The 21,373-nt window shown below is 61.5% G+C and carries 18 protein-coding genes; 14 read left to right on the top strand and 4 right to left on the bottom strand.

All coding sequences use genetic code 11. From position 1 onward, the window contains the following. The first annotated feature begins 88 nt into the window (after nt 1–88). Nucleotides 89–352, top strand: a complete 264-nt coding sequence (locus ACU8HS_RS12640) for a DUF2312 domain-containing protein (protein ID WP_007822869.1) — start codon at nt 89–91, stop codon at nt 350–352. Between the two features lie 156 nt (nt 353–508). On the opposite strand, the gene ACU8HS_RS12635 is transcribed toward ACU8HS_RS12640, so the two are convergent. Continuing rightward, entirely contained in the window at nt 509–2,383 is a 1,875-nt protein-coding gene (locus tag ACU8HS_RS12635; protein WP_447014499.1) for a DUF882 domain-containing protein, read from the bottom strand. 179 nt (nt 2,384–2,562) lie between these two features. After that, nucleotides 2,563–4,107, bottom strand: a complete 1,545-nt coding sequence (locus tag ACU8HS_RS12630; protein ID WP_112563802.1) for a sigma-54-dependent transcriptional regulator — start codon at nt 4,105–4,107, stop codon at nt 2,563–2,565. Nucleotides 4,108–4,313: 206 nt separating this feature from the next. Here ACU8HS_RS12630 and ACU8HS_RS12625 point away from each other — a divergent pair, with 206 nt between their 5' ends. The 11 genes from ACU8HS_RS12625 to ACU8HS_RS12575 all read left to right on the top strand — a co-directional run bounded on the left by ACU8HS_RS12625 (nt 4,314) and on the right by ACU8HS_RS12575 (nt 16,268). Further along, complete coding sequence (locus ACU8HS_RS12625; RefSeq protein WP_113412916.1) at nt 4,314–6,167, top strand: M3 family oligoendopeptidase; 1,854 nt, start codon at nt 4,314–4,316, stop codon at nt 6,165–6,167. A gap of 33 nt (nt 6,168–6,200) precedes the next feature. Further along, entirely contained in the window at nt 6,201–7,361 is a 1,161-nt protein-coding gene (locus ACU8HS_RS12620; RefSeq protein ID WP_447014498.1) for an aminodeoxychorismate synthase component I, read from the top strand. Continuing rightward, nucleotides 7,358–7,987, top strand: a complete 630-nt coding sequence (locus ACU8HS_RS12615) for an aminotransferase class IV family protein (protein WP_162758004.1) — start codon at nt 7,358–7,360, stop codon at nt 7,985–7,987. Before ACU8HS_RS12620 ends, ACU8HS_RS12615 begins: the two co-directional genes overlap by 4 nt. Before the next feature lie 3 nt (nt 7,988–7,990). Further along, nucleotides 7,991–8,275 (top strand): YciI family protein, encoded by a 285-nt coding sequence (locus ACU8HS_RS12610; RefSeq protein WP_112563796.1) that lies wholly within the window; start codon nt 7,991–7,993, stop codon nt 8,273–8,275. A 47-nt stretch (nt 8,276–8,322) separates the two neighbouring features. Beyond that, entirely contained in the window at nt 8,323–9,180 is an 858-nt protein-coding gene (locus tag ACU8HS_RS12605) for a heme-dependent oxidative N-demethylase family protein (RefSeq protein ID WP_447014497.1), read from the top strand. Between the two features lie 131 nt (nt 9,181–9,311). Further along, nucleotides 9,312–10,757 (top strand): homospermidine synthase, encoded by a 1,446-nt coding sequence (locus tag ACU8HS_RS12600; RefSeq protein WP_112563792.1) that lies wholly within the window; start codon nt 9,312–9,314, stop codon nt 10,755–10,757. A 173-nt stretch (nt 10,758–10,930) separates the two neighbouring features. Continuing rightward, the gene (gene omp10 / locus ACU8HS_RS12595; RefSeq protein ID WP_112563790.1) at nt 10,931–11,299 is read left to right on the top strand and encodes an outer membrane lipoprotein Omp10; all 369 of its coding nucleotides are present in this window, start codon (nt 10,931–10,933) and stop codon (nt 11,297–11,299) included. Between the two features lie 202 nt (nt 11,300–11,501). Beyond that, entirely contained in the window at nt 11,502–13,412 is a 1,911-nt protein-coding gene (locus ACU8HS_RS12590) for a 5'-nucleotidase C-terminal domain-containing protein (protein ID WP_377310920.1), read from the top strand. Between the two features lie 125 nt (nt 13,413–13,537). After that, entirely contained in the window at nt 13,538–14,569 is a 1,032-nt protein-coding gene (hemH, locus tag ACU8HS_RS12585) for a ferrochelatase (RefSeq protein ID WP_112703710.1), read from the top strand. 217 nt (nt 14,570–14,786) lie between these two features. Further along, nucleotides 14,787–15,809 (top strand): SPFH domain-containing protein, encoded by a 1,023-nt coding sequence (locus tag ACU8HS_RS12580; RefSeq protein WP_112754685.1) that lies wholly within the window; start codon nt 14,787–14,789, stop codon nt 15,807–15,809. 3 nt (nt 15,810–15,812) lie between these two features. After that, nucleotides 15,813–16,268, top strand: a complete 456-nt coding sequence (locus ACU8HS_RS12575; protein WP_112754687.1) for an NfeD family protein — start codon at nt 15,813–15,815, stop codon at nt 16,266–16,268. Here the strand turns inward: ACU8HS_RS12575 and ACU8HS_RS12570 are convergent, their stop codons facing one another. Beyond that, nucleotides 16,269–17,264: a KpsF/GutQ family sugar-phosphate isomerase gene (locus ACU8HS_RS12570; RefSeq protein ID WP_112563781.1), complete on the bottom strand. Its 996-nt coding sequence runs from the start codon at nt 17,262–17,264 to the stop codon at nt 16,269–16,271. A gap of 144 nt (nt 17,265–17,408) precedes the next feature. Here ACU8HS_RS12570 and ACU8HS_RS12565 point away from each other — a divergent pair, with 144 nt between their 5' ends. Further along, the gene (locus ACU8HS_RS12565; RefSeq protein ID WP_447014496.1) at nt 17,409–18,944 is read left to right on the top strand and encodes an outer membrane beta-barrel protein; all 1,536 of its coding nucleotides are present in this window, start codon (nt 17,409–17,411) and stop codon (nt 18,942–18,944) included. Nucleotides 18,945–18,950: 6 nt separating this feature from the next. Here the strand turns inward: ACU8HS_RS12565 and galU are convergent, their stop codons facing one another. Then, nucleotides 18,951–19,838, bottom strand: coding sequence for a UTP--glucose-1-phosphate uridylyltransferase GalU (gene galU, locus ACU8HS_RS12560; RefSeq protein WP_112563777.1), 888 nt, complete (start codon nt 19,836–19,838; stop codon nt 18,951–18,953). A gap of 204 nt (nt 19,839–20,042) precedes the next feature. Here galU and ACU8HS_RS12555 point away from each other — a divergent pair, with 204 nt between their 5' ends. Beyond that, complete coding sequence (locus ACU8HS_RS12555) at nt 20,043–21,266, top strand: lytic murein transglycosylase (RefSeq protein WP_112703713.1); 1,224 nt, start codon at nt 20,043–20,045, stop codon at nt 21,264–21,266. Nucleotides 21,267–21,373 lie beyond the last annotated feature (107 nt).

The following is a 21,373-nucleotide window of genomic DNA, read 5'->3' as shown; positions in this document are numbered from 1 at the left end:
ATCCGTCCTGAAAGCGCCTTGACGCTGGCGGCACTTCGCGGCAGTCACTGGCAACTCGCATTCATATCCCGAAATCAGGAGAACACGGATGTCTGATGCACATGGCGTCGCCCGCGATCAGCTTCGCGCTTTTGTCGAGCGCATTGAACGCCTGGAAGAAGAAAAGAAGACCATCGCCGACGACATCAAGGACGTCTATGGCGAAGCCAAGGGCATGGGCTTCGACACCAAGATCCTCAAGAAGGTCGTTGCGCTGCGCAAGAAGGACGAACAGGAGCGCATGGAAGAAGATGCGATCCTCGACACCTACCTGCATGCCCTCGGCATGATCGAATCGCCACCCGAAGGCTGAGGGCGGCCCAACCGCATTTTCAGGGAGCCGCCGTTTCGGCGGCTTTTCTTTTGCCCCATCGAAGGACCGGCCGCGATATTCGCCGTGCCGCCACCACAAGAACGAAGGCCGCCGGAGACGATCCGGCGGCCTTGTCTGTTCGGGATACGGACGGGATCAGCGCGCGTTGAACTTGCGCACTTCCATGAAGTTGACGGCCGTGCCGCTGAAGCGGGCGGGATCGACCGACGCCGTCTTCACGAAACCTTCGGCATAGACCGCGGTCGGCTGGGCGCGCAGCGTCTGGCTGACGAAGCGCGGCGCCTGCACTTTCTTGGAGGCCATTTCCAGGCGAGCGTTGGTCAGCGCCCACTGCGAAATCATCTTCTGGGTCAGCTTCGGCTCGGTCCGCACCGTCTGGCGGCTTTCGTCGGCGGCAACCGCCTCCTGCTTCGTCGGACGACCGCCCTTGGTCGGAACGCCCTGCGCGATCGGACTATCGACCGCGACAGGCTTCGGTGCTGCGGCAGGCGCGGCAAAGCTGGCAGATTTGGTCATCGGAGCAAGGGCTGCAAGCTGCATCGGCGGCTTGTCGAGCGCCGGCGGATTTGTCGGCGCCGCCGCATTGATCGCCTGTTCGACGGTCTGCGGCTCGGAAGGCGCGTTCATGGCAAGCTCGGCATTGCCGCTCTCATCCTGCTGCTTTGCAAGCGCCGCCGCCATGGCGGGCGAAAGCATATCCTGATCGGCCTCGTCTTCCTCCGCTTCCGGGTCGGCGTTCTGCGCGGCCAGCAGGTTTTCGGCAAGGGCCGGACGTTCGGACGGGGTCGGAACACCAGTCGACATCAGATTCGGATCGACAGAGGCAAGTTCGGCATCACCCGGGGCACGACGCTGACCGAGGAGCGAGGGGACCGGAATGCTGTAACCGCTGAGATCGGCAAAATGCTCCGGTTCCTGCGGCTGGCCCGCCGGCATGGCGGCAAGCGCCTGCTGGGCGGCGTTACCCGCGGACGGCGGCACCAGGGCATTGGCAACCTCGTTGCCGGCAAGCTGGTTGCTGAAGGCCGGGCGAACCTGCGGCACCGGCGCATTCACGCCTGCCACTTCGGTCTGCTGCTGCGGCTCGGCGGCCGGAACGGCCTCGGCCTTGGGCGGTGTCGCCTTGGCGACGGCCACCGGCGTGCTATCCTCGGAATTATCCTCTTCCTCGTCGGCACCGCCGCCAAAGAGGACCGCAAACAGCGTCTTCTGCTTGCGAGGTTCGTCCGACGCGACATCGGCAGCGCTCGCCATCATGATCTGGCTGCCATTCGCCATGCGGCGCTTATAATCGGCCATGGCCTGCTGGTAGCCCGGCAGCGGCTTGCCGTCGGCGGGAATATGAATGGTATTGCCGTCGGGGAAGAGCCGGACCAGCTCGTCGCGGCTCATGCGCGGCCAGGCGCGAACGCCGCCGACATCCATATGCACGAAGGGCGAACCGGACTTCGGATAGAAGCCGACGCCGCCGACCTGCATCTTCATGCCGATGGCGCGCAATGTGGCGAGCTTCACGTCGGGAATGAAGAAATCCATCGCCTTGCCGAGCATGTGCTGGCTCTTTTCGGCGACACCGGAATTACGCGAACGACCGCGCAGCATCTCGTTGGTGGCCGGCGAGCGGAAACCGCAGACGACGTTGATATAATCCCTGGAGCCGGACTGGCGGTAGACTTCCCAGATAAGGTCGAAGAGGCGCGGGTCCATCTTCGTCGGCTGGTTCTTGCGCCAGTCGCGCAGGAAGCGGTTGAGCTGCTCGAGACCCTTAGGGTCGAACTTGCCGTTGCGCTTGTAGGTGATGACGGCCTTTTCGCCGGTATGGATGAAATAGAGCTTGAGACTGCGGGTATCCCCGGCGGCCTGAGACGGTGTGCCGACGAATACCGGCGAGGAAACCGCGAGTGCAAGAAGGGCGGCCGCTGCCGTCCTAATTGCCTTTCCGCCAATCTTGGCGCATGGCAGGCGCCAACTCAAGCGCGAAAGCTTGGTATTCCCATTCAGATTCGGCAACTCGGTCCCCGTCAGACAGTCAATGTCCTGTGCTGTCTCAAATGGCTGTCAATTGCGGTCACACGATGGCAAAAATGCCACACATGATCAACCTTTTCTTTACATAGTGAACGAGCCGCTAACAAGTGGTTTATGGACGGTAACGAAATGTGGTTGCCTCTTTCTTAATAAAAAGGCTGTTATGCCGCATCTTTCTGAGGATTATCGGGGTCGATACCGTAGTCCTTGAGTTTTCTGTAAAGTGTGGACCGGCCGATACCTAGCTTTCTTGCCACTTGACTCATCTGCCCCCGGTAAAACTTCAGGGCAAAACGAATCAGTTCTTCCTCGACATCGGCAAGCCTTCGAACGTCGCCGGACTGGTTGACGCTCGATATCGCGTTGTCGGGCGCTTCGCTCCCGCGACGTATCGTCTCGGCAACCGTCTCCGCCGGATAGTCTTCCGGAAATTCCGCGTCCGGGTCGAGGTGCGAATTGTCGGCAACGAGTGCCAGGTGATCCACGACGTCGTAATTCGGAAGCTGGGCTGCGATCTGCGGGAAGTCGGCTTCCGTCAGTTCCTGGCCTTCGGCAAGCACGACGGCGCGGAAGATCGCGTTTTCCAGCTGGCGGATATTGCCCGGCCAGTCATAGGCGGTCAGCAGTGCCAGCGCGCCGGCATTGACCGTCATGCGCCGGCCGTTCTTCTGCTCGCTGGAGAAGCGGTCGGCAAAGACGCGCACCAGATGCGGAATGTCCTCCTTGCGCTTGCGCAGCGCCGGAATGGTGATCGGGAAGACGTTCAGGCGGTAGTAGAGGTCTTCGCGGAAGTGGCCGTTCTTGACCTCTTCGATCAGATCCTTGTTGGTCGCCGAGATCAGGCGGACATTGACCTTGTGCGCCGTACGCGCACCGACGGTCTCGATCTCGCCCTGCTGAACGGCGCGCAGCAGCTTCACCTGCACTTCGAGCGGCAGATCACCGATCTCGTCGAGGAAGATGGTGCCGCCATCGGCCTCCATGAACTTGCCGATATGCTTTTCGGTCGCCCCAGTGAAGGCGCCCTTCTCGTGGCCGAAGAGAATGCTCTCCACGAGATTGTGCGGAATGGCACCGCAATTGACCGTCACGAACGGCTTGGTGGCGCGATCGCCGGCCGACTGGATGGCACGTGCCACCAGCTCCTTGCCGACGCCCGATTCGCCTTCGAGCACGACGGGAATGTTCGACTGCGAGGCGCGCTGCGCCAGATCGATGACGCGGATCATTGCCGGGCTTGCCGAAACGATGTCGTCGAAGCCGACGGAACCCGAGCGCGAACGACGGCCGGCACGGGCCTTCACCTCGCGCTGGTCGAGCTTCATGGCATTGGAAATCGACGTGTTGATCCGCTCGGGAGAGACCGGCTTGACGACGAAATCGAAGGCACCGGCGCGCATCGCCTGCACGACCGTCTCGATGCCGCCTTGGCCCGTCTGGACGATGACCGGGATCTGGGTGCCGAAATCATGCAGCGCTTCGAGGAATTCGAGGCCGGTCATTTCCGGCATCATCAGATCGAGCACGATGACGTTGAAAAGGCCGGGATCGCGCTTCACCATCTCCAGCCCGATGCGGCCGTTCTCGGCCTGATGCACCACATGGCCGCTACGCTCGATCGCGTTCTTGAGCAGACGGCGCTGCACGGGATCGTCCTCGACCACAAGGATCTGCCCTGCTCCCTTGAGCTCATTGTAACCGGTCATTGTCGCCTCACTTCATGCGAAACCATGAAGCGCACTCTGACAGAAAGGCTTGAACATCCTGTTTTGAGAAACAATTGCATTTTAACGATTGTGACGAGCCGTTTTCGTGCCGTTACAAGGCCTTCCAGGCGCCGAAAACCCTTGATGCGGAACCTTCCGGCGCTTAGACAGACAAACTGTTATAAAAGAGGAAGAGGAACAGCCCGATGAGACATCAGCTTGCGCACGCCGATCTTTACCTTTCGGCAACGGCTGCCGCCGCAGCGGCGGACCCGGCCCTGGGCGAGCTTCCGGGTTGGCGCCTGCAGGACCTCTATCCTTCCGCCACCTCCACCGCCTTCGTTTCCGACATGGAAAAGGCCGGCAAGGCAGCGTCCGATTTCGAAACCAAGTGGAAGGGCAAGCTGTCCGAAGCGGCGACCAGGAAAGGCGAGGAAGGCATCGGCCAGGCGCTGAAGGAATATGAGGCGCTCGACGATATCATGGGCCGGCTCGGCTCGTTTGCCGGCCTCACCTATTTCTCCGATACGTCCAACCCGGCAAACGGCAAGCTCTATGGCGACGTCCAGGCCAAGCTGACTGACTATTCCGGCCGCCTGCTGTTCTTCGCCCTCGAGCTGAACCGCATCGACGACGCCGTCATCGACGCCTGCATGGCAAACGATCCGCTTGCCGGTCACTATCGTCCCTGGCTGGTCGACCTGCGCAAGGACAAGCCCTACCAGCTTGAGGACAAGCTGGAACAGCTCTTCCTCGAAAAGTCGATGACGTCGGCGGCCGCCTTCAACCGCCTCTTCGACGAGACCATGGCGGAGCTGCGCTTCGAAATCGACGGCGAGAAACTGCCGCTCGAAGTGGCGCTGAACATGCTGCAGGAAAAGGATCCGGAAGTGCGTCGCAAGGCGGCAATGGCGCTTGCCGAAACCTTCAAGACCAATATCCGCACCTTCACGCTGATCACCAACACGCTCGCCAAGGACAAGGAAATTTCCGACCGCTGGCGCGGCTTCGAAGACATTGCCGACAGCCGCCACCTGGCAAACCGCGTCGAGCGCGATGTGGTCGATGCCCTTGCTGCAGCCGTCAAGGAGGCCTATCCGCGCCTGTCGCACCGCTACTACAAAATGAAGGCGAAGTGGCTCGGCATGGAGCAGATGAACTTCTGGGATCGCAATGCGCCGCTTCCGGAGACCTCCAGCGCCATCATTTCCTGGTCGGAAGCCAAGGATACGGTTCTGTCGGCCTACGGCAATTTCGCACCGGAAATGGCTGATATTGCCAGGCGTTTCTTCGACGAGCAGTGGATCGACGCCCCCGTTCGCCCCGGCAAGGCGCCCGGCGCCTTCGCCCATCCGACCGTCCCTTCGGCCCACCCCTACGTGCTCGTCAACTATATGGGCAAGCCGCGCGATGTGATGACGCTCGCCCACGAACTGGGCCACGGCGTACATCAGGTTCTTGCCGGTGCGCAGGGCGCGCTCATGTGCCAGACGCCGCTGACGCTCGCCGAAACCGCCTCCGTCTTCGGCGAGATGCTGACCTTCCGCGCCCTGCTCGACCGCACGACGGACAAGCGCGAGCGCAAGGCGATGCTCGCCCAGAAGGTCGAGGACATGATCAACACGGTCGTGCGCCAGATTGCCTTCTACGAATTCGAGCGCAAGGTCCACACCGCCCGCAAGGCCGGCGAACTGACCGCTGACGACATCGGCGAGCTCTGGCTGTCCGTCCAGTCGGAAAGCCTCGGCCCGGCGATCAGGATCTCTGAGGGCTATGAAACCTACTGGGCCTATATCCCTCACTTCATCCATTCGCCCTTCTACGTCTATGCCTACGCTTTCGGCGATTGCTTGGTGAACTCGCTCTACGCCGTCTACCAGAAGGCTGAGACAGGTTTCCAGGAGAAGTATTTCGAGATGCTGAAGGCCGGAGGCACCAAGCATCACTCCGAACTGCTGAAGCCCTTCGGCCTCGATGCGACCGATCCCTCCTTCTGGAGCAAGGGCCTGTCGATGATCGAAGGGCTGATCGACGAACTGGAAGCGCTGGACAAGGCATAAGCCACGGGAGCCTGCGCCGGCGCTGGAAAGCTCATGGCAGCATCCGAACCCTTCATTCTGTTCCGGGACGACACGACCGGCGAAGTCATGCTCTTCGCCGGTCCCGACGACATGATCGTCGCCCGCACGCGCGCGGAATTTCTGCCGGCGCTGAAACAGATGGAGGAGGCGCAGAAGGCCGGCAAATGGCTTGCCGGTTACATGGCCTACGAGGCAGGCCATCTCTTCGAGGCGAAACTCGCTCCTTTCGCGCAGGAGAACCGGGAAACGCCACTGTTGCTGTTCGGCGTCTTTGAAGCGCCGCAGCCGAACGGCCATCCTCTTGCGAAACCACGACAGCGCCTCGAAAACGAGGAATTCCTGACCGCACCGAAGGCGGGCTGGGATTTCCCCATATATAAGGAGCGTTTCGAACGCCTCCACCGGCATCTGCGCCTCGGCGATATCTATCAGGCCAACCTGACGATGCCGATCGAGGCGCGCTGGAGCGGCGACCCGCTTGCCGCTTTCTGGTCGCTGATCGACCGTCAGCCGGTCAAATACGGTGCTTTTGCCGATCTCGGCGGCCCGATCATTCTTTCCCGCTCGCCGGAACTGTTTTTCCGCACCGACGAAAATGGCTGGATCGAGACCCATCCGATGAAGGGCACCGCCAGGCGCGGCGCAACGCCCACGGAGGACGCGGAGATCATCGAAGCGATGAAGGCCGACATCAAGACGCAGGCGGAAAACCGCATGATCGTCGACCTGCTGCGCAATGACGTTTCGCGCATATCGGAAGTCGGAACGCTCGACGTTCCCAAACTCTTCGCAATCGAGACCTATCCGACCGTGCACCAGATGGTCAGCCACGTCCAGGCAAAGCTACGGCCCGATCTGTCCGTCGGTGACATCTTCGCCGCGCTTTTTCCCTGCGGCTCGATCACCGGTGCGCCGAAGATCCGCGCCATGGAGATCCTCCACGATCTCGAAGACGGCCCGCGCGATGCCTATTGCGGCGCAATCGGCATGATCTCGCCCGATGGGGCGATGCGCTTTTCCGTCGCCATCCGCACCATGACCCTCTTCGATGGCGGCAAGGCGGTCTTCAATGTCGGCGGCGGCATCGTCTTCGATTCCACGGCTGAGGCTGAATATGAGGAATGCCTGCTCAAGGCCCGCTTCGCCGTCGGCGACCAATGGATCGCCCGATGACGGATTTTTCGCTGATCGAAACCCTGCGCTGGCAACCGGATGAAGGTTTCGTTCGCCTGCGCCTGCATCTTGCCCGCCTCTCCCGTTCCGCCCGCCGCATCGGCTTTCCCGATCCGGTCGATGTGGTCGCGAAGCTGGAAGATGCCGTGAAGGACGGTGAGGAGCCGCGCCGCGTCAGGCTGACTTTCGACGGACAGGGCCGGATCGATATCGCCACCGCCCCCTTCACGCCGCTGCCGCAGGACACGGTCTGGAAGGTCCGCATCGCCGGCACGCGTCTCGATTCCGGCGACAGGCTGCTGCGCATCAAGACCACACGCCGCGCTGTCTACGAGGCGGCGCGCGCCGAATTCTCGCCGCAGCAGGCAGATGAGGTCGTCCTGCTCAACGAGCGGCAGGAAGTCTGCGAAGGAACGATCACCTCGATCTTCCTTGATGACGGCTCCGGTTTTCTCAAGACGCCGCCGATCTCCTGCGGCCTGCTTGCCGGCGTGCTGCGCACCGAGCTTATCTGCCAGCGCAAGGCCCGCGTCGGCCGCATCACATCGGATGAGCTGGACAAGGGCGCGCTTTACGTCGGAAATTCGCTGCGCGGCCTGATCCGCGCCACGCTGCAAAAGGATTGATCAATGTTTATCCTCTCCCTGACCTACGTGAAGCCCAACGAAGAGGCCGACAGGCACATGGAGCCGCATATGGCCTGGGTGAGGGAAGGATATGCCAAAGGCTGGTTCCTCGCCTCCGGCCGCAAGGTGCCGCGCACCGGCGGCGTCATTCTTGCCGCTGGCGAACGCGCGGAGATCGAAGCTTACGTGGCGGCCGATCCCTTCACCGTCCATGGTGTTGCCGAATACGAGATCACGGAAGTCGCGCTGACGACGGTGGCGGAAGGGCTGGAGGCTCTGAAACGCTGAGCCGCAAGCCGAACCGGCAAACCGCCGGGCGCAACCGAGGAGCGGCGATGAAACGCCCGACCTACACACCCTATGACGGTTCGGCCCGACCTTTCACGATCGGCCTGATGCCGCTCGATACAGCCCGCTGGATCGAGCCTGACGGTGATCTCGACGTCTATCTGAAGGAAAAGGCGCGGCTGGCGAACGAGCGCTTCGACGATATCTTCGTCGCGGAGGACGGGACGGAAGCAGCCCAGCAGGAGGCGCTGGACGTTCTCCTCGCGCATCTTGCCGAGCGGCATCCGGCAATGCACCGGCAGGATACGTCCGATCTGCCGCCTCTTTTCAGGGCCGGTTCGCTCATCCAGGACGATCTCGTTCTGATGCGCCGCAGGGACGACGGCTGGCATCTCGTGGCCGCTCATGTCGCCTTTCCCTCCTCATGGTCGTTGCGGGAGAAATTCGGACGGCCGATGCATGAGATCCATGCGGATGTGCCGGGCTTCGGCGAAGGCTCGCGCAATGCCGCACTGATCACCCGCATCTTCGACAGCCTGCAGATCGCCCAGCCGGTCGAGCGGCTGAACTGGTCGCTCAACGCCACGGCGGATCTCTTCCTTCCGGTTTCCAAACATCGCCGGCCACCTCATACCGAAGCCTTCACGCTTGCTGAGCGTTTCGTGCGCGTCGAGCGCCAGACGCTCCGCAAGCTGCCTGTTTCGGGCGACATTCTCTTCACCATCCGCATCTATATCGATCCGCTCGCCGCCATTGCCCACCATCCGCTGGCGCAGAAACTGGCAGCCGGCTTTGCCGATCAGCTGGAAGCGCTGGATGACCGGCAGGCCGCGTACAAAGGACTAAGCCTGCAGCGGGCCGAACTCATGCGGAAATTGCGCGCAATTTGCAGCGCCGATATTTGATCTTTGCAGGGGAACGCTCTTTATTGTGACGCCATTTTGTGATTAGAGCCGGTCACTTCGCGAGCTTCGTCGCATTTTCACATGAATTCTTTAGGCTGAACGCCTTCGTTCCCTTCCAACAGGAGAAAAGAATGACGGAACAGAACTATCCGGTATATGGCGAAATTACCGGTCCGATCGTCATGATCGGCTTTGGCTCCATCGGCCGCGGCACGCTGCCCCTGATCGAGCGCCATTTCAAGTTCGACAAGAGCCGGATGGTTGTCATCGACCCGCGCACGGACGATGCCCACATTCTGGAAAAGCACGGCGTCAAGCACATCCAGGCGCACGTGACCAAGGACAATTACAAGGAACTGCTGAAGCCGCTCCTGACCGAAGGCGAAGGACAGGGCTTCTGCGTCAACCTTTCGGTCGACACTTCGTCGCTCGACATCATCAAGCTCTGCCGCAAGCTGGACGTGCTCTATATCGATACCGTCGTCGAGCCCTGGCTCGGCTTCTATTTCGACAAGAACATGAAGAACGAAGACCGCACGAACTACGCGCTGCGCGAAACCGTTCGCAAGGAAAAGGCCAAGAACCCGGGCGGCACGACCGCCGTTTCCACCTGCGGCGCAAATCCGGGCATGGTGTCCTGGTTCGTCAAGCAGGCGCTGCTCAACCTCGCCAAGGACATCGGCCTGAAGTTCGACGAACCGGGCCAGGACGACCGCGAGGAATGGGCCAAGCTCATGAAGAAGGTCGGCGTCAAGGGCATCCACATCGCCGAGCGCGATACGCAGCGCACCATCCATCCGAAGCCGCTCAACGTCTTCTGGAACACCTGGTCCGTCGAAGGCTTCATCTCCGAAGGGCTGCAGCCGGCAGAGCTCGGCTGGGGCACCCATGAAAACTGGATGCCGAAGAACGCCAAGAAGCACAAGAAGGGCTCCAAGGCCGCCATCTTCCTGGAGCAGCCCGGCGCCAACACCCGCGTACGCACCTGGTGCCCGACGCCCGGCCCGCAATACGGTTTCCTCGTCACCCACAACGAATCGATCTCGATCGCCGATTTCTTTACGGTCCGGGACAAGGACGGCGACGTCACCTATCGCCCGACCTGCCACTATGCCTATCATCCGGCCAACGACGCGGTCCTCTCGCTGCATGAGATGTTCGGCAACGGCGGCAAGCCGCAGCCGGTCCTCCACGTTCTCGATGAGAACGAACTGGTCGACGGCATCGACGAACTCGGCGTGCTGCTCTACGGCCACGACAAGAACGCCTACTGGTACGGTTCGCGCCTGTCGCTGGAAGAGACCCGCCGCATCGCCCCCTACCAGAATGCAACCGGCCTGCAGGTAACGTCCGCCGTTCTCGCCGGCATGGTCTGGGCGCTGGAAAATCCGAAGGCCGGCATCGTCGAGGCCGACGAGATGGATTACAAGCGCTGCCTCGAAGTGCAGCTCCAGTACCTTGGCCCGGTCGAAGGCCACTATACCGACTGGACCCCGCTCGACGGTCGCCCGGGCCTGTTCCCGGAAGACATCGACACCAAGGATCCTTGGCAGTTCAAGAACATCCTCGTTCGCTAAGCCTTGCCATAACGCTTTCCAGGATGCCCGCTGCAAGGCGGGCATTTTTGTAACGCCTGCTGTCTAAATGCCCGCCGGCCTCTCCCGAAGGCTTGCCTTCGCGGGATGCCCGCGCCATGTTTTGCGCGAAGTTCGCGAATAATTTCCGCTCCGAATTCGCCGGGAGAAGCCTTATGAAAATCAGAACTGGTCTCGTTCTTGCGGTTGCATCGGCAGCTCTTGCCGCCTGCGTTTCTTCCGGTCCGCGGCCGCTGCCTGTCGCATCCGCGCCCGCTCCGACGGGTGTCGAAGGAACCTGGGCCGACCCGAACGGCATCGTTTCCACCTTCCAGGGCGGCACCTTCACGACGCGCACAACCGACAGCAACCAGCTTCTGGCCTCTGGCACCTATGTCAACACCTCACCGTCGCTGGTGGAAATCAACATGACCTCGCTGGTTCGCAACACCCAGTCCAAGGTCAATTGTGCCCTTGTCAGCACGAGCCAGCTGAACTGCACGTCGGATGCCGGCGCACAGTTCGTCCTGACGCGCCGCAGCTAAATCGCGCTATCCCCGGAATCGGCCGCGGCACCGGCTTTTTTGTCGATAGCCCCTTGGAAAGCGACACCACCTGCACAGCTTCTCTCTTGCGGTTGGCCCGCCGAGGTGGAAACATCCGCGCGCCGGCATCGTCGGTGACGATCCACGTGAGGGACGGCCAGGATCAGGGGTAAACAGCCTGGCCTTAATCAGGAGAACAGGGATGACGAAGTCTTTCAGCTTCGGTCTTTTGACCGCGTCTATTCTGGCGCTGAGCACGAGCGCCGCATTTGCGGATTACGAACTCAATATTCTGCATATCAACGATTTCCACTCGCGCATCGAATCGATCAACAAGTTCGATTCCACGTGCTCTGCCGAGGAAGAAGGCAAGAACGAGTGCTTTGGCGGCGCCGCACGGCTGAAGACCGCCATCGACCAGCGCCGCCAGGCCCTGAACGGAAAGAACACGCTGCTGCTCAATGCCGGCGACAACTTCCAGGGCTCGCTGTTCTACACGACCTACAAGGGCGCGGCCGAAGCCGAGATGCTGAACCTCATGAAGTTCGACGCCATGACGGTCGGCAACCATGAATTCGACGACAGCGAGGACGGGCTTGCGACCTTTCTCGACAAGGTGCAGTTCCCGGTCGTCACCGCCAACGTCAAGGCAAGTGCCGCCTCCAAGATCGGCGATCGCGTCAAGCCCTCGCTCGTACTCGATGTCGGCGGCCAGAAGATCGGCATCGTCGGCGCCGTCACCAACGATACGCCGGAGCTTTCCTCGCCCGGCCCGAACGTGACGATCGCCGATGATGTCCAGAGCATCACGGCCGAAGTGCAAAAGCTGAAGGGCGAAGGCGTCAACAAGATCATTGCGCTCACCCATGTCGGCTATCCGCGCGACCTTGCGATGATCGCCAAGATCCCCGATGTCGATGTGGTCGTCGGCGGCCATTCGCACAGCCTGCTCTCGAACACCGACCCGAAGGCCGAAGGCCCCTACCCGACGATGGTCGACAATCCCGGCGGCTACAAGGTGCCGGTGGTGCAGGCAGCCTCCTACAGCAAATATCTCGGCGATCTCGTCGTGAACTTCGATGACAACGGAGTCGTCAAGGAGGCCAAGGGCGACCCGATCCTGATCGATTCCTCCTTTGCTCCCGATCCGGCCGTGACAGCCCGCATCGTCGAACTGGCAAAACCGATCGAGGAACTGCGCAAGAAGGTGATCGGCTCCTCCGAAGGCCCGATCGAGGGCGACCGCAAGGTATGCCGCGTCAAGGAATGCTCGATGGGCAATCTCGTGGCCGACGCCATGCTCGACCGCAGCAAGAACCAGGGCGTGACCATCGCCATCCAGAACGGCGGTGGCCTGCGCGCCTCCATCGATGGCGGCGACGTCACCCAGGGCGAAGTCATCACCGTGCTGCCCTTCCAGAACACGCTCGCCACCTTCCAGCTGACGGGCGCCGATATCGTCAAGGCGCTTGAAAACGGCGTCAGCCAGATCGACCAGGGCGCCGGCCGCTTCCCGCAGGTCGCCGGCCTCAAATTCTCCTTCGACCAGTCGAAGCCGGTCGGCAGCCGCGTCAGCGACGTCCAGGTCAAGGATGGCGACACGTTCGTGCCGATCGACAATGCCAAGACCTATAGCGTCGCCACCAACAACTTCATGCGCGCCGGCGGCGACGGCTATGTCGCCTTCAAGGACGGTCAGAATGCCTATGACTACGGTCCGGACCTCGCCGATGTGACGGCTGAATATATTGCCGCGCACTCGCCCTATAAGCCCTATACGGACGGCCGCATTACCGAAATTGCGCAGGCGGCACCCGCTCCTTCCGCCGAGCCGGCACCGGCACCGGCAGCACCGGCGCCTTCGGCCCAACCGGCTCCGGCCCCCGCGACGCCGGCTCCGTCGGCAGAACCCGCGCCGGCCCCTGCAACTCCCGCAGCTTCGGCGCCGGCTGCCCCCTCGACCCATGTCATCGTGGCCGGCGACACGTTCTGGGATCTCGCCAGGACCTTCTACGGCGACGGCGCCGAATGGCGCAAACTGTCGGAAGCCAACGGCAGCCCGAACCCGCGCCATCTCAGGATCGGCGAGGAAATCCAGGTACCGGCCAAGTAAGACGATTTGTCCCGATCATCATAGCCGGTCCGGGGTTTCCCGGACCGGCTTTTCTTCTTATAGGGTGAACCGTGGTCGGCTGGCTCGTGTGAGCCGGCAAGACACGAAAGCGCGTTGGGGCCAGAATGACAGACACTGCAATCCGCCCGGTGGACCATCCCGCCGTCCAATTCGGCAAGGTCGGCATCCTGCTGGTCAATCTCGGCACGCCTGATGGCACCGACTACACCTCCATGCGCCGCTACCTGCGCGAATTCCTGACGGACAAGCGCGTCATCGAGTGGTCGCCGTGGAAATGGTATCCGATCCTGTTCGGTATCGTGCTCAACACGCGCCCGCAGAAGGTGGGCAAGGCCTATGAGACGATCTGGAACAAGGACCTGAACGAAAGCTGGCTGCGCACCTATACCCGCAACCAGTCGGATTTCATGGCCGAACGGCTGAAGGATCTGCCCAACGTCAAGGTCGACTGGGCGATGCGTTATGGTACGCCCTCCATCCCTTCGCGCATCCAGGCGCTGAAGGACGAAGGCTGCGACCGCATCCTGCTTTTCCCGCTCTACCCGCAATATGCGGCTGCCACCACCGCGACGGTCAACGACAAGGCCTTCCAGAAGCTGCTCACCATGCGCTGGCAGCCGGCACTGCGCACGGTGCCGGATTATCATGACGACGAGACCTATATCGAAGCGCTCGCCAAATCCGTCGAACGGCATCTTGCCACCCTCGACTGGAAACCGGAGATGCTGCTGGCCTCCTTCCACGGCATTCCGCTCTCCTATTTCCAGCAGGGCGATCCTTATTATTGCCAGTGTCAGAAGACCGGACGCCTGCTGCGCGAGCGTCTCGGACTGGCCGAGGAAAACTTCATGGTCACCTTCCAGTCCCGTTTCGGGCCGGAGGAATGGCTGCAGCCTTACACCGACAAGACCGTCGAAAAGCTGGCGCAGGACGGCGTCAAACGCATCGCCGTCATGAACCCCGGCTTCGTTTCCGACTGTCTGGAGACGCTGGAAGAGATTGCCGAACAGGCCGCTCATTCTTTCAAGCACAATGGCGGCGAACAGTTCACCCACATCCCCTGCCTGAACGACAGCGAGGACGGCATGCAGGTGCTGGAAAAGGTCGTGCGCCGCGAGCTGCAGGGCTGGGCGTGAGCGATGCGGAGGCCGGCTGTTCCGGCGCCGGCGCGGGCAAACCGAAGCCGAACGATCAGCCCTTTCTCACCCGCTGCCCGACAGGCGGCTGCATCGGGAAGCGCCATCTCGGCAACGCCGGCCTATCACCCTGATTTGACAAGCAAGACCGTCATTCCTTCCTTGCAAAGAACATGGTAACTCACCACGTCAGTTACACGGGCTCAGGGAGGACTACATGCTGCTCGGCGGCTTCGATATCGTTGTGATCGCACTGGTGATTTTCGTCATCTTGGTGCTGTTTGCAGGCATCAAGACGGTGCCCCAGGGCTATCGCTACACGATCGAGCGTTTCGGCCGTTATACGCGCACGCTTGAACCCGGCCTCAATCTCATCACACCCTTCATCGAGCGCATCGGCGCCCGCATGAACGTCATGGAGCAGGTGCTCGACGTGCCGACGCAGGAGGTCATCACCAAGGACAACGCCTCGGTTGCCGCCGATGCCGTCGCCTTCTACCAGGTGCTGAACGCCGCGCAGGCCGCCTATCAGGTTTCCAATCTCGAAAACGCCATCCTGAACCTGACCATGACCAACATCCGCTCGGTCATGGGCTCGATGGATCTCGACGAGCTGCTCTCGAACCGCGACGCCATCAACGACCGCCTGCTGCGCGTTGTCGACGATGCCGTGCAACCCTGGGGCATCAAGGTCACTCGCATCGAAATCAAGGACATCCGCCCGCCGACGGATCTCGTGGATGCGATGGCCCGGCAGATGAAGGCGGAGCGCGAGAAGCGCGCCCAAGTGCTCGAAGCCGAAGGCTTCCGCAACGCCCAGATCCTGCGGGCCGAAGGCGCCAAGCAGTCCGCCATTCTGGAAGCCGAAGGTCAGCGCGAGGCGGCTTTCCGCGAAGCCGAGGCCCGCGAACGACTGGCCGAGGCCGAAGCCAAGGCGACGCGCATGGTCTCCGAAGCCATTGCCGTCGGTGACGTACAGGCAATCAACTATTTCGTGGCGCAGAAATATACGGAAGCATTGGCTTCGATCGGCCAGGGCAGCAATGCCAAGGTCGTGCTGATGCCGATGGAGGCTTCCTCCATTCTCGGCTCGCTCGGCGGCATCGGCGCGATTGCCCGCGAAGTCTTTGGCGACGGCAGCAACCCGCCGCCTCCGCCGCGGCCGCGTCCCGGTCCGGCGCGCTCGACGCCTCCGGTCGCCCCGCCGCCCAATCCCTTCAATCCCAATTCGGAGCGATAAGCCATGCTGGCCAGGATCGTCGGCGAACTTGGACCGTGGAGCTGGTGGGTTGCAGGCCTCGCACTGCTTGCCGCCGAAATGGTCGTGCCGGGCTTCTTCCTGGTCTGGATCGGACTCGCCGCCCTTGCCGTCGGTATTCTGTCGCTGCTTTTCTGGGACGCCGCCTTCTGGGTCTGGGAACTTCAGGCGATCCTCTTCGCCGTCCTCGCCGTCGCCGCAACGTTCATTGGCCGGCGGATAACGCTGCGCAACGACGCCACCGACGAGCCATTCCTCAATCAGCGTGGTGCGAGCCTCGTCGGCCGTACCGCCACGCTGCGCGAGCCGATCCGCGAAGGCCGCGGCCGCATTCGTCTCGACGATACGATGTGGCAGGTCATTGGGCCGGATCTTCCGGCCGGAACTCAGGTCAAGGTGGTTTCGAGCAACGGCCGCGACCTGACGGTCGAGCCAACCTGATCAGGCGACGCCGATCCGCAGGAGATCGTGGAAGTGAACGAGCCCGATCGGGCGCTGTTCGTCGTCAATGACGATGAGCGCACCGATCTTATGCTGCTCGAGCAGCGCCAGGGCCGCCGTCGCCAGCACCGTGGGTCGGACTGTCTTTGGCGCTCGCGTCATGATGTCGTCGACCTTCAGCTCCGCCAGGTTGCGGCTGAGGTTGCGGGACATGTCGCCATCCGTCACGATGCCGCAAAGCCGGCCATCCGCATCGAGCACGCCGACGCAGCCGAAATGCTTGTGCGACAGTACCTTGATCGCATCGGGCACGGACGTGCCCTTCGCGACCAGCGGCACGCGGTCGCCGGTATGCATGATGTCGGCGACATGCATCAGGCTCGCCCCCAGCTTGCCACCGGGATGGAAAACATGGAAATCCGTCGCCGTGAAGCCGCGCGCGTCGAGAAGCGCAATCGCCAGCGCGTCGCCGAGCGCAAGTTGCATCATCGTCGATGTGGTTGGCGCCAGCCCGTTGGGACAGGCCTCTTCCTCGTTGGGAATCAGCAGCGCGACATCCGAAGCCGTCGCCAGTGAGGATTGCGGGCTGCAGGTCATGGCGATCAGCGGAATGGAAAAACGCCGCGTATAGGAAATGATGCTCTTCAGTTCGGCGCTCTCGCCGCCCTTGGAGATCGCCAGCACGACGTCGTCGCCGGCGATCATGCCGAGATCGCCGTGATTGGCTTCCGCCGCATGGACGAAAAACGCGGGCGTGCCCGTCGAAGCGAAGGTGGCGGCGATCTTGGTGCCGATATGGCCGCTCTTGCCGACGCCGGTGACGATCACGCGGCCGGTATTCTCGCCAATCATCTCGACGGCACGGGTAAAGGGTCCGGCGAGCCCATCGTCGAAAGCGCGTTCGAGCGCCTCAAGTGCGCGCCTTTCGATGCTGACGGTGCGTCTGCCCGATTCCAGCACGCTGTTTTCGACGAGTTTTACCGCTCTCCTGATCATGGCAATGCGTTAGACCTTTTCACTTTACCTGTCCACCCGACAATGTTTCCCATGTATGAACGCACGGCCGGCAGCGCAACGAATGGTTAACCACAAGGCTTTACGCTTGGGTAAGACTTCGAAGCATTTCAGGCGCGGATTTTAATGGGCCAGGGAAAACAGACGAGCAGTGTGACGCCGCTCCGCGCCATGAGCCGTGTCGTTTCTGTCACGGCCGTCGGCCTGCTGCTTGCGCCCTCGGCTTTCGCCCAGCAGGCGACGTCGCAACAACCGGCTGGCACGACGAATTCCGCCGCGACGGCCACGACATCCGCACAGCGCAACGGCGCAAACGGTGCCGCACCGGCTTTCGACGGCGCAGGCGATGATACGACCACCCCCGCCAACACGACGGCGCAGGATGCGGACAGCGCAGCCGCACCCGCCCCGACAGCGCAGCCCGACGACGAGACCACCGGTTCGATCCTCGACGAGGACATGCGCAGGCTGAACACCCGCGAACCGCGCCTCGACGAAACGCCCGCGCGCACGCTTTCCGAGAGCGTTTCCACCGAGCAGACGCCCGGAATCCCCGTCGGCAGCTTCGTGCTGCGCCCGAGCGTCACACAGACGATCAACAGCGAGACCACGAAGGACGGCAGCACGAAACAGAGCCGTGGCTTCCTCGAAACCGACATGGGTGCGACGCTGACCTCCGACTGGAGCCGACATCAGCTGACCGTCACCACCGAAGGCGCCTGGCAGAAGAACATCAGCGGCGAAGGAGAAGAGCAGCCCTCCTTCAAGATCGATGGCGATCTGCGGCTAGACCTGCCGCGCGACACCGTCGCCCATATTACCGGCGGCTATAATTTCTATCGTGAAGATACCGATGATCCGGATGCGATCACCGATGCGGCGCAGCAGTCGGACGTGCAGGAGTTTACCGGCGGCGCCTCGATCGAGCATGATTTCGGCATCATCCGCGGTACGACCGCCGTTGCACTCTCCCGTTCGATCTATTCGGATGCGAAGCTTTCAAACGGGACGACGGTTTCGCTGAGCGACCGCAACGAGACGACGGGCACGATACGCGGCCGCATCGGCTACGAGCTCTCGCCCGCTCTCATTCCCTTCATCGAGGCGTCGGTCGGCAAGACCAATTACGACGAACGCGTCGATTCCTCGGGCTACCGCCGCTCCGGAGACAGTTACGGTGCCAAGGGCGGCGTCGAGGTCGATATGGGCGAAAAACTGAAAGGCGAGGTCGCGGTCGGTTATGCGACGGCAGATTTCGACGACAGCCGCCTGAAAGCGATCGATACGGCGACGCTCGATGCCAGCCTGCTATGGTCGCCGATCCGCGGGACGAATGTCAATCTGGATCTCCAGACCAGCATCCAGCCGTCCACCGCAGCGGGCGAAAGCGGCTATGTCTCGCACCAGCTCACGACCACGGTCGATCATCAGCTGCGCGACAATCTGGTGGCAACGGTCATCGGTGGCGTGACGCTGCGCGACTATCCAAGCGGAAGCACGATAAGCGACGAGACGGTTTACACCGCCTCGTCTGGTCTTGTCTGGAATATCAATCGCTACCTCGATTTCACCAGCACGCTCGGCTACGAGCTGACGACGCGCAAGGAGGGCGACGACTCGCAGCAGTGGCGAGCCGGCGTCGGTCTCAAGGTGAAACGCTGAGAAGCCTTACTTCAAACGGCCGAGCAGATTCCTGAAGCCGTCTTCGACGCTCGGACGGATATCCGCGCGCTCAAGAGCGAAAGCGACGTTGGCGAGGATGAAACCGTCCTTTGCGCCGCAGTCGTAAGTTTCACCCTTGAAATGGTAGCCTGCGAAATCCTGCTCCTTCAGCAGCTTCAGCATGCCGTCGGTAAGCTGGATCTCGTTGCCGGCGCCGCGTTCCTGGGTTTCCAGGATCTTGAAGATTTCCGGCTGCAGGATGTAGCGGCCGTTGATGAAGAAGTTGGAAGGAGCCGTGCCCTTGGCCGGCTTCTCGACCATGCCGGTGATGCGGAAGCCCTCGCCGATAGCCTCGCCGACACCGACGATGCCATATTTGTGGGCCTGATCGGGAGCGCATTCCTCGACGGCGATGATATTGCCGCCGCTGTGTTCGTAGAGCTCCATCATGCCCTTCATGCAGCCCTTCTCATCCTTCATGATCATGTCGGGCAGAAGAAGCGCGAAAGGTTCGTCGCCGACGATCTCGCGGGCGCACCAGACGGCATGGCCGAGGCCGAGCGGCTCCTGCTGACGGGTAAAGCTCACCGTGCCTGCCTTGGGAAGCTGCTGCTGCAGCAGGGTGATTTCCGCCTTCTTGGCGCGCTCCTTGAGCGTCTGTTCAAGCTCGAAATGAATATCGAAGTAATCTTCGATGACATGCTTGTTACGACCAGTAACAAAAACCAGATGTTCAATGCCTGCTTCAAGTGCTTCGTCGACAACATACTGAATGATTGGTTTATCAACGACAGTCAGCATTTCCTTCGGAACTGCTTTAGTGGCTGGAAGGAATCGCGTTCCCAGACCTGCGACTGGAAATACTGCCTTGCGAACTTTCTTATTCAGAGCCACACCGATCTCCTGTTTTGACTATACCGCTTTTAACGAAACGCTACATCGATTTGAACTAGTATAGAATTGCTACGGTTTTGCAAATGGTGACTGGACCGGCCTTCCATGGTAAAGAATTTGTTGACTCCGTTCCTGTAATTTCGGCGTAGGACGGACATGACGTACCACCCAGGCTAAAACTGAAGATGACGGATACGACTGCCGATGACCCAGAACTATGTGAACTCCCTTCGTGGTCTTGCTCTCGCCATCGTTGTCGCCACAGCGGCTGGACTGGCCCCCAATAATGCAAAAGCGGATGTCCGGTTCCAGAAGTGGATCGCGAACTTCTACCAAACTGCCGCGCAGAGTGGCATCAGTAAGGCAACGTATCAGAAAGCCTTTTCAGGGGTAAGCGAACCTGACCCTACCGTGCTGGAGAAGGCAACCTATCAGCCTGAATTCACATCGAAAATCTGGGATTACGTCGATTCCCGCGTCAATCCCTACACTGTGGAAATCGGCCGCAAGATGGCCGCCAGGCACGCCAAGACGCTGGACGCGATCCAGCGCCGTTTCGGCGTCGACAAATCGATTCTGCTCGCCATCTGGTCGATGGAATCGAATTACGGCGCGGTTCTCACCAAGGACGATCGTCTTCATTATGTGCCGCGCGCCTTGGCAACGCTCGCCTATGCCGATCCCAAGCGCGCCAAATTTGCCAAGAAGCAGTTGATCGCAGCCCTGAAGATCCTGCAGAACGGCGACGTGCCCGCCAGGCAAATGACCGGTTCCTGGGCAGGCGCCATGGGCCACACCCAGTTCATCCCGACAAGCTACCTTCTCTATGCCGTCGACGCCGATGGCAACGGCCATCGCGACATCTGGAATTCCGTGCCCGACGCGCTTGCGACCTCGGCAAACCTCCTCATGAAGAACGGCTGGGACACCGGCAGGACCTGGGGCTACGAGGTCGCCGTCCCGGCATCCGCAGCGCAGCAGGTCGGCAAGACGCGGACGCTCGCCCAATGGGCCGCACTCGGCGTGAAGCGACCGAACGGCAAACCTTTCAAGGACGGCGACACCCGCGCCATGCTGAAAATGCCGGCAGGCAGCGACGGTCCGGGCTTCCTGATGACGGCGAACTTCTTCACCATCAAGAACTACAATGCCTCCGACAGCTATGCGCTCGCCGTTGGCCTGCTGGCAGACCAGATTGCCGGTTTTGGCGGCATGCAGCAGCGCTGGCCGCGTCCGGAAGGCTCGCTCGATATCACCGAGAAGTTCGAGCTGCAGACACGCCTGAAGACGCTTGGTTATTATAGCGGCGATGTCGACGGCAATTTCGGCTCGGGTTCCAAGGCGGCCATTGCCGCCGTTCAGGAGCGCTTCGGCATGCAACCGGATGGCGAGCCTTCGCTTTCGCTTCTCCACGCCCTGCGCCGATAGGCGTCCTCTCTCCAGGGACACTCTAACTCCTTGAATCTGCGTATCGCACTTTCCGAAAACCGAATCCGATTTTCAGTCCGATACTGTAGAAGCGGGGAAAGCCTGAC

The organism is Rhizobium sp. KDH_Rht_773_N (assembly GCF_052946295.1).
This window is presented reverse-complemented; position numbering and strand designations above follow the sequence as displayed.

Excerpts from the sequence above, each read along its gene's own strand:
- ACU8HS_RS12610 (WP_112563796.1), top strand. The coding sequence starts at position 7,991 with ATGTTTATCCTCTCCCTGACCTACGTGAAGCCCAACGAAGAGGCCGAC.
- ACU8HS_RS12600 (WP_112563792.1), top strand. The coding sequence starts at position 9,312 with ATGACGGAACAGAACTATCCGGTATATGGCGAAATTACCGGTCCGATC.
- omp10 (WP_112563790.1), top strand. The coding sequence starts at position 10,931 with ATGAAAATCAGAACTGGTCTCGTTCTTGCGGTTGCATCGGCAGCTCTT.
- ACU8HS_RS12640 (WP_007822869.1), top strand. The coding sequence starts at position 89 with ATGTCTGATGCACATGGCGTCGCCCGCGATCAGCTTCGCGCTTTTGTC.
- ACU8HS_RS12575 (WP_112754687.1), top strand. The coding sequence starts at position 15,813 with ATGCTGGCCAGGATCGTCGGCGAACTTGGACCGTGGAGCTGGTGGGTT.
- ACU8HS_RS12555 (WP_112703713.1), top strand. The coding sequence starts at position 20,043 with ATGACCCAGAACTATGTGAACTCCCTTCGTGGTCTTGCTCTCGCCATC.
- ACU8HS_RS12615 (WP_162758004.1), top strand. The coding sequence starts at position 7,358 with ATGACGGATTTTTCGCTGATCGAAACCCTGCGCTGGCAACCGGATGAA.
- ACU8HS_RS12570 (WP_112563781.1), bottom strand. The coding sequence starts at position 17,264 with ATGATCAGGAGAGCGGTAAAACTCGTCGAAAACAGCGTGCTGGAATCG.
- ACU8HS_RS12580 (WP_112754685.1), top strand. The coding sequence starts at position 14,787 with ATGCTGCTCGGCGGCTTCGATATCGTTGTGATCGCACTGGTGATTTTC.
- hemH (WP_112703710.1), top strand. The coding sequence starts at position 13,538 with ATGACAGACACTGCAATCCGCCCGGTGGACCATCCCGCCGTCCAATTC.
- ACU8HS_RS12630 (WP_112563802.1), bottom strand. The coding sequence starts at position 4,107 with ATGACCGGTTACAATGAGCTCAAGGGAGCAGGGCAGATCCTTGTGGTC.
- ACU8HS_RS12620 (WP_447014498.1), top strand. The coding sequence starts at position 6,201 with ATGGCAGCATCCGAACCCTTCATTCTGTTCCGGGACGACACGACCGGC.
- ACU8HS_RS12605 (WP_447014497.1), top strand. The coding sequence starts at position 8,323 with ATGAAACGCCCGACCTACACACCCTATGACGGTTCGGCCCGACCTTTC.
- ACU8HS_RS12590 (WP_377310920.1), top strand. The coding sequence starts at position 11,502 with ATGACGAAGTCTTTCAGCTTCGGTCTTTTGACCGCGTCTATTCTGGCG.
- ACU8HS_RS12565 (WP_447014496.1), top strand. The coding sequence starts at position 17,409 with ATGGGCCAGGGAAAACAGACGAGCAGTGTGACGCCGCTCCGCGCCATG.
- ACU8HS_RS12625 (WP_113412916.1), top strand. The coding sequence starts at position 4,314 with ATGAGACATCAGCTTGCGCACGCCGATCTTTACCTTTCGGCAACGGCT.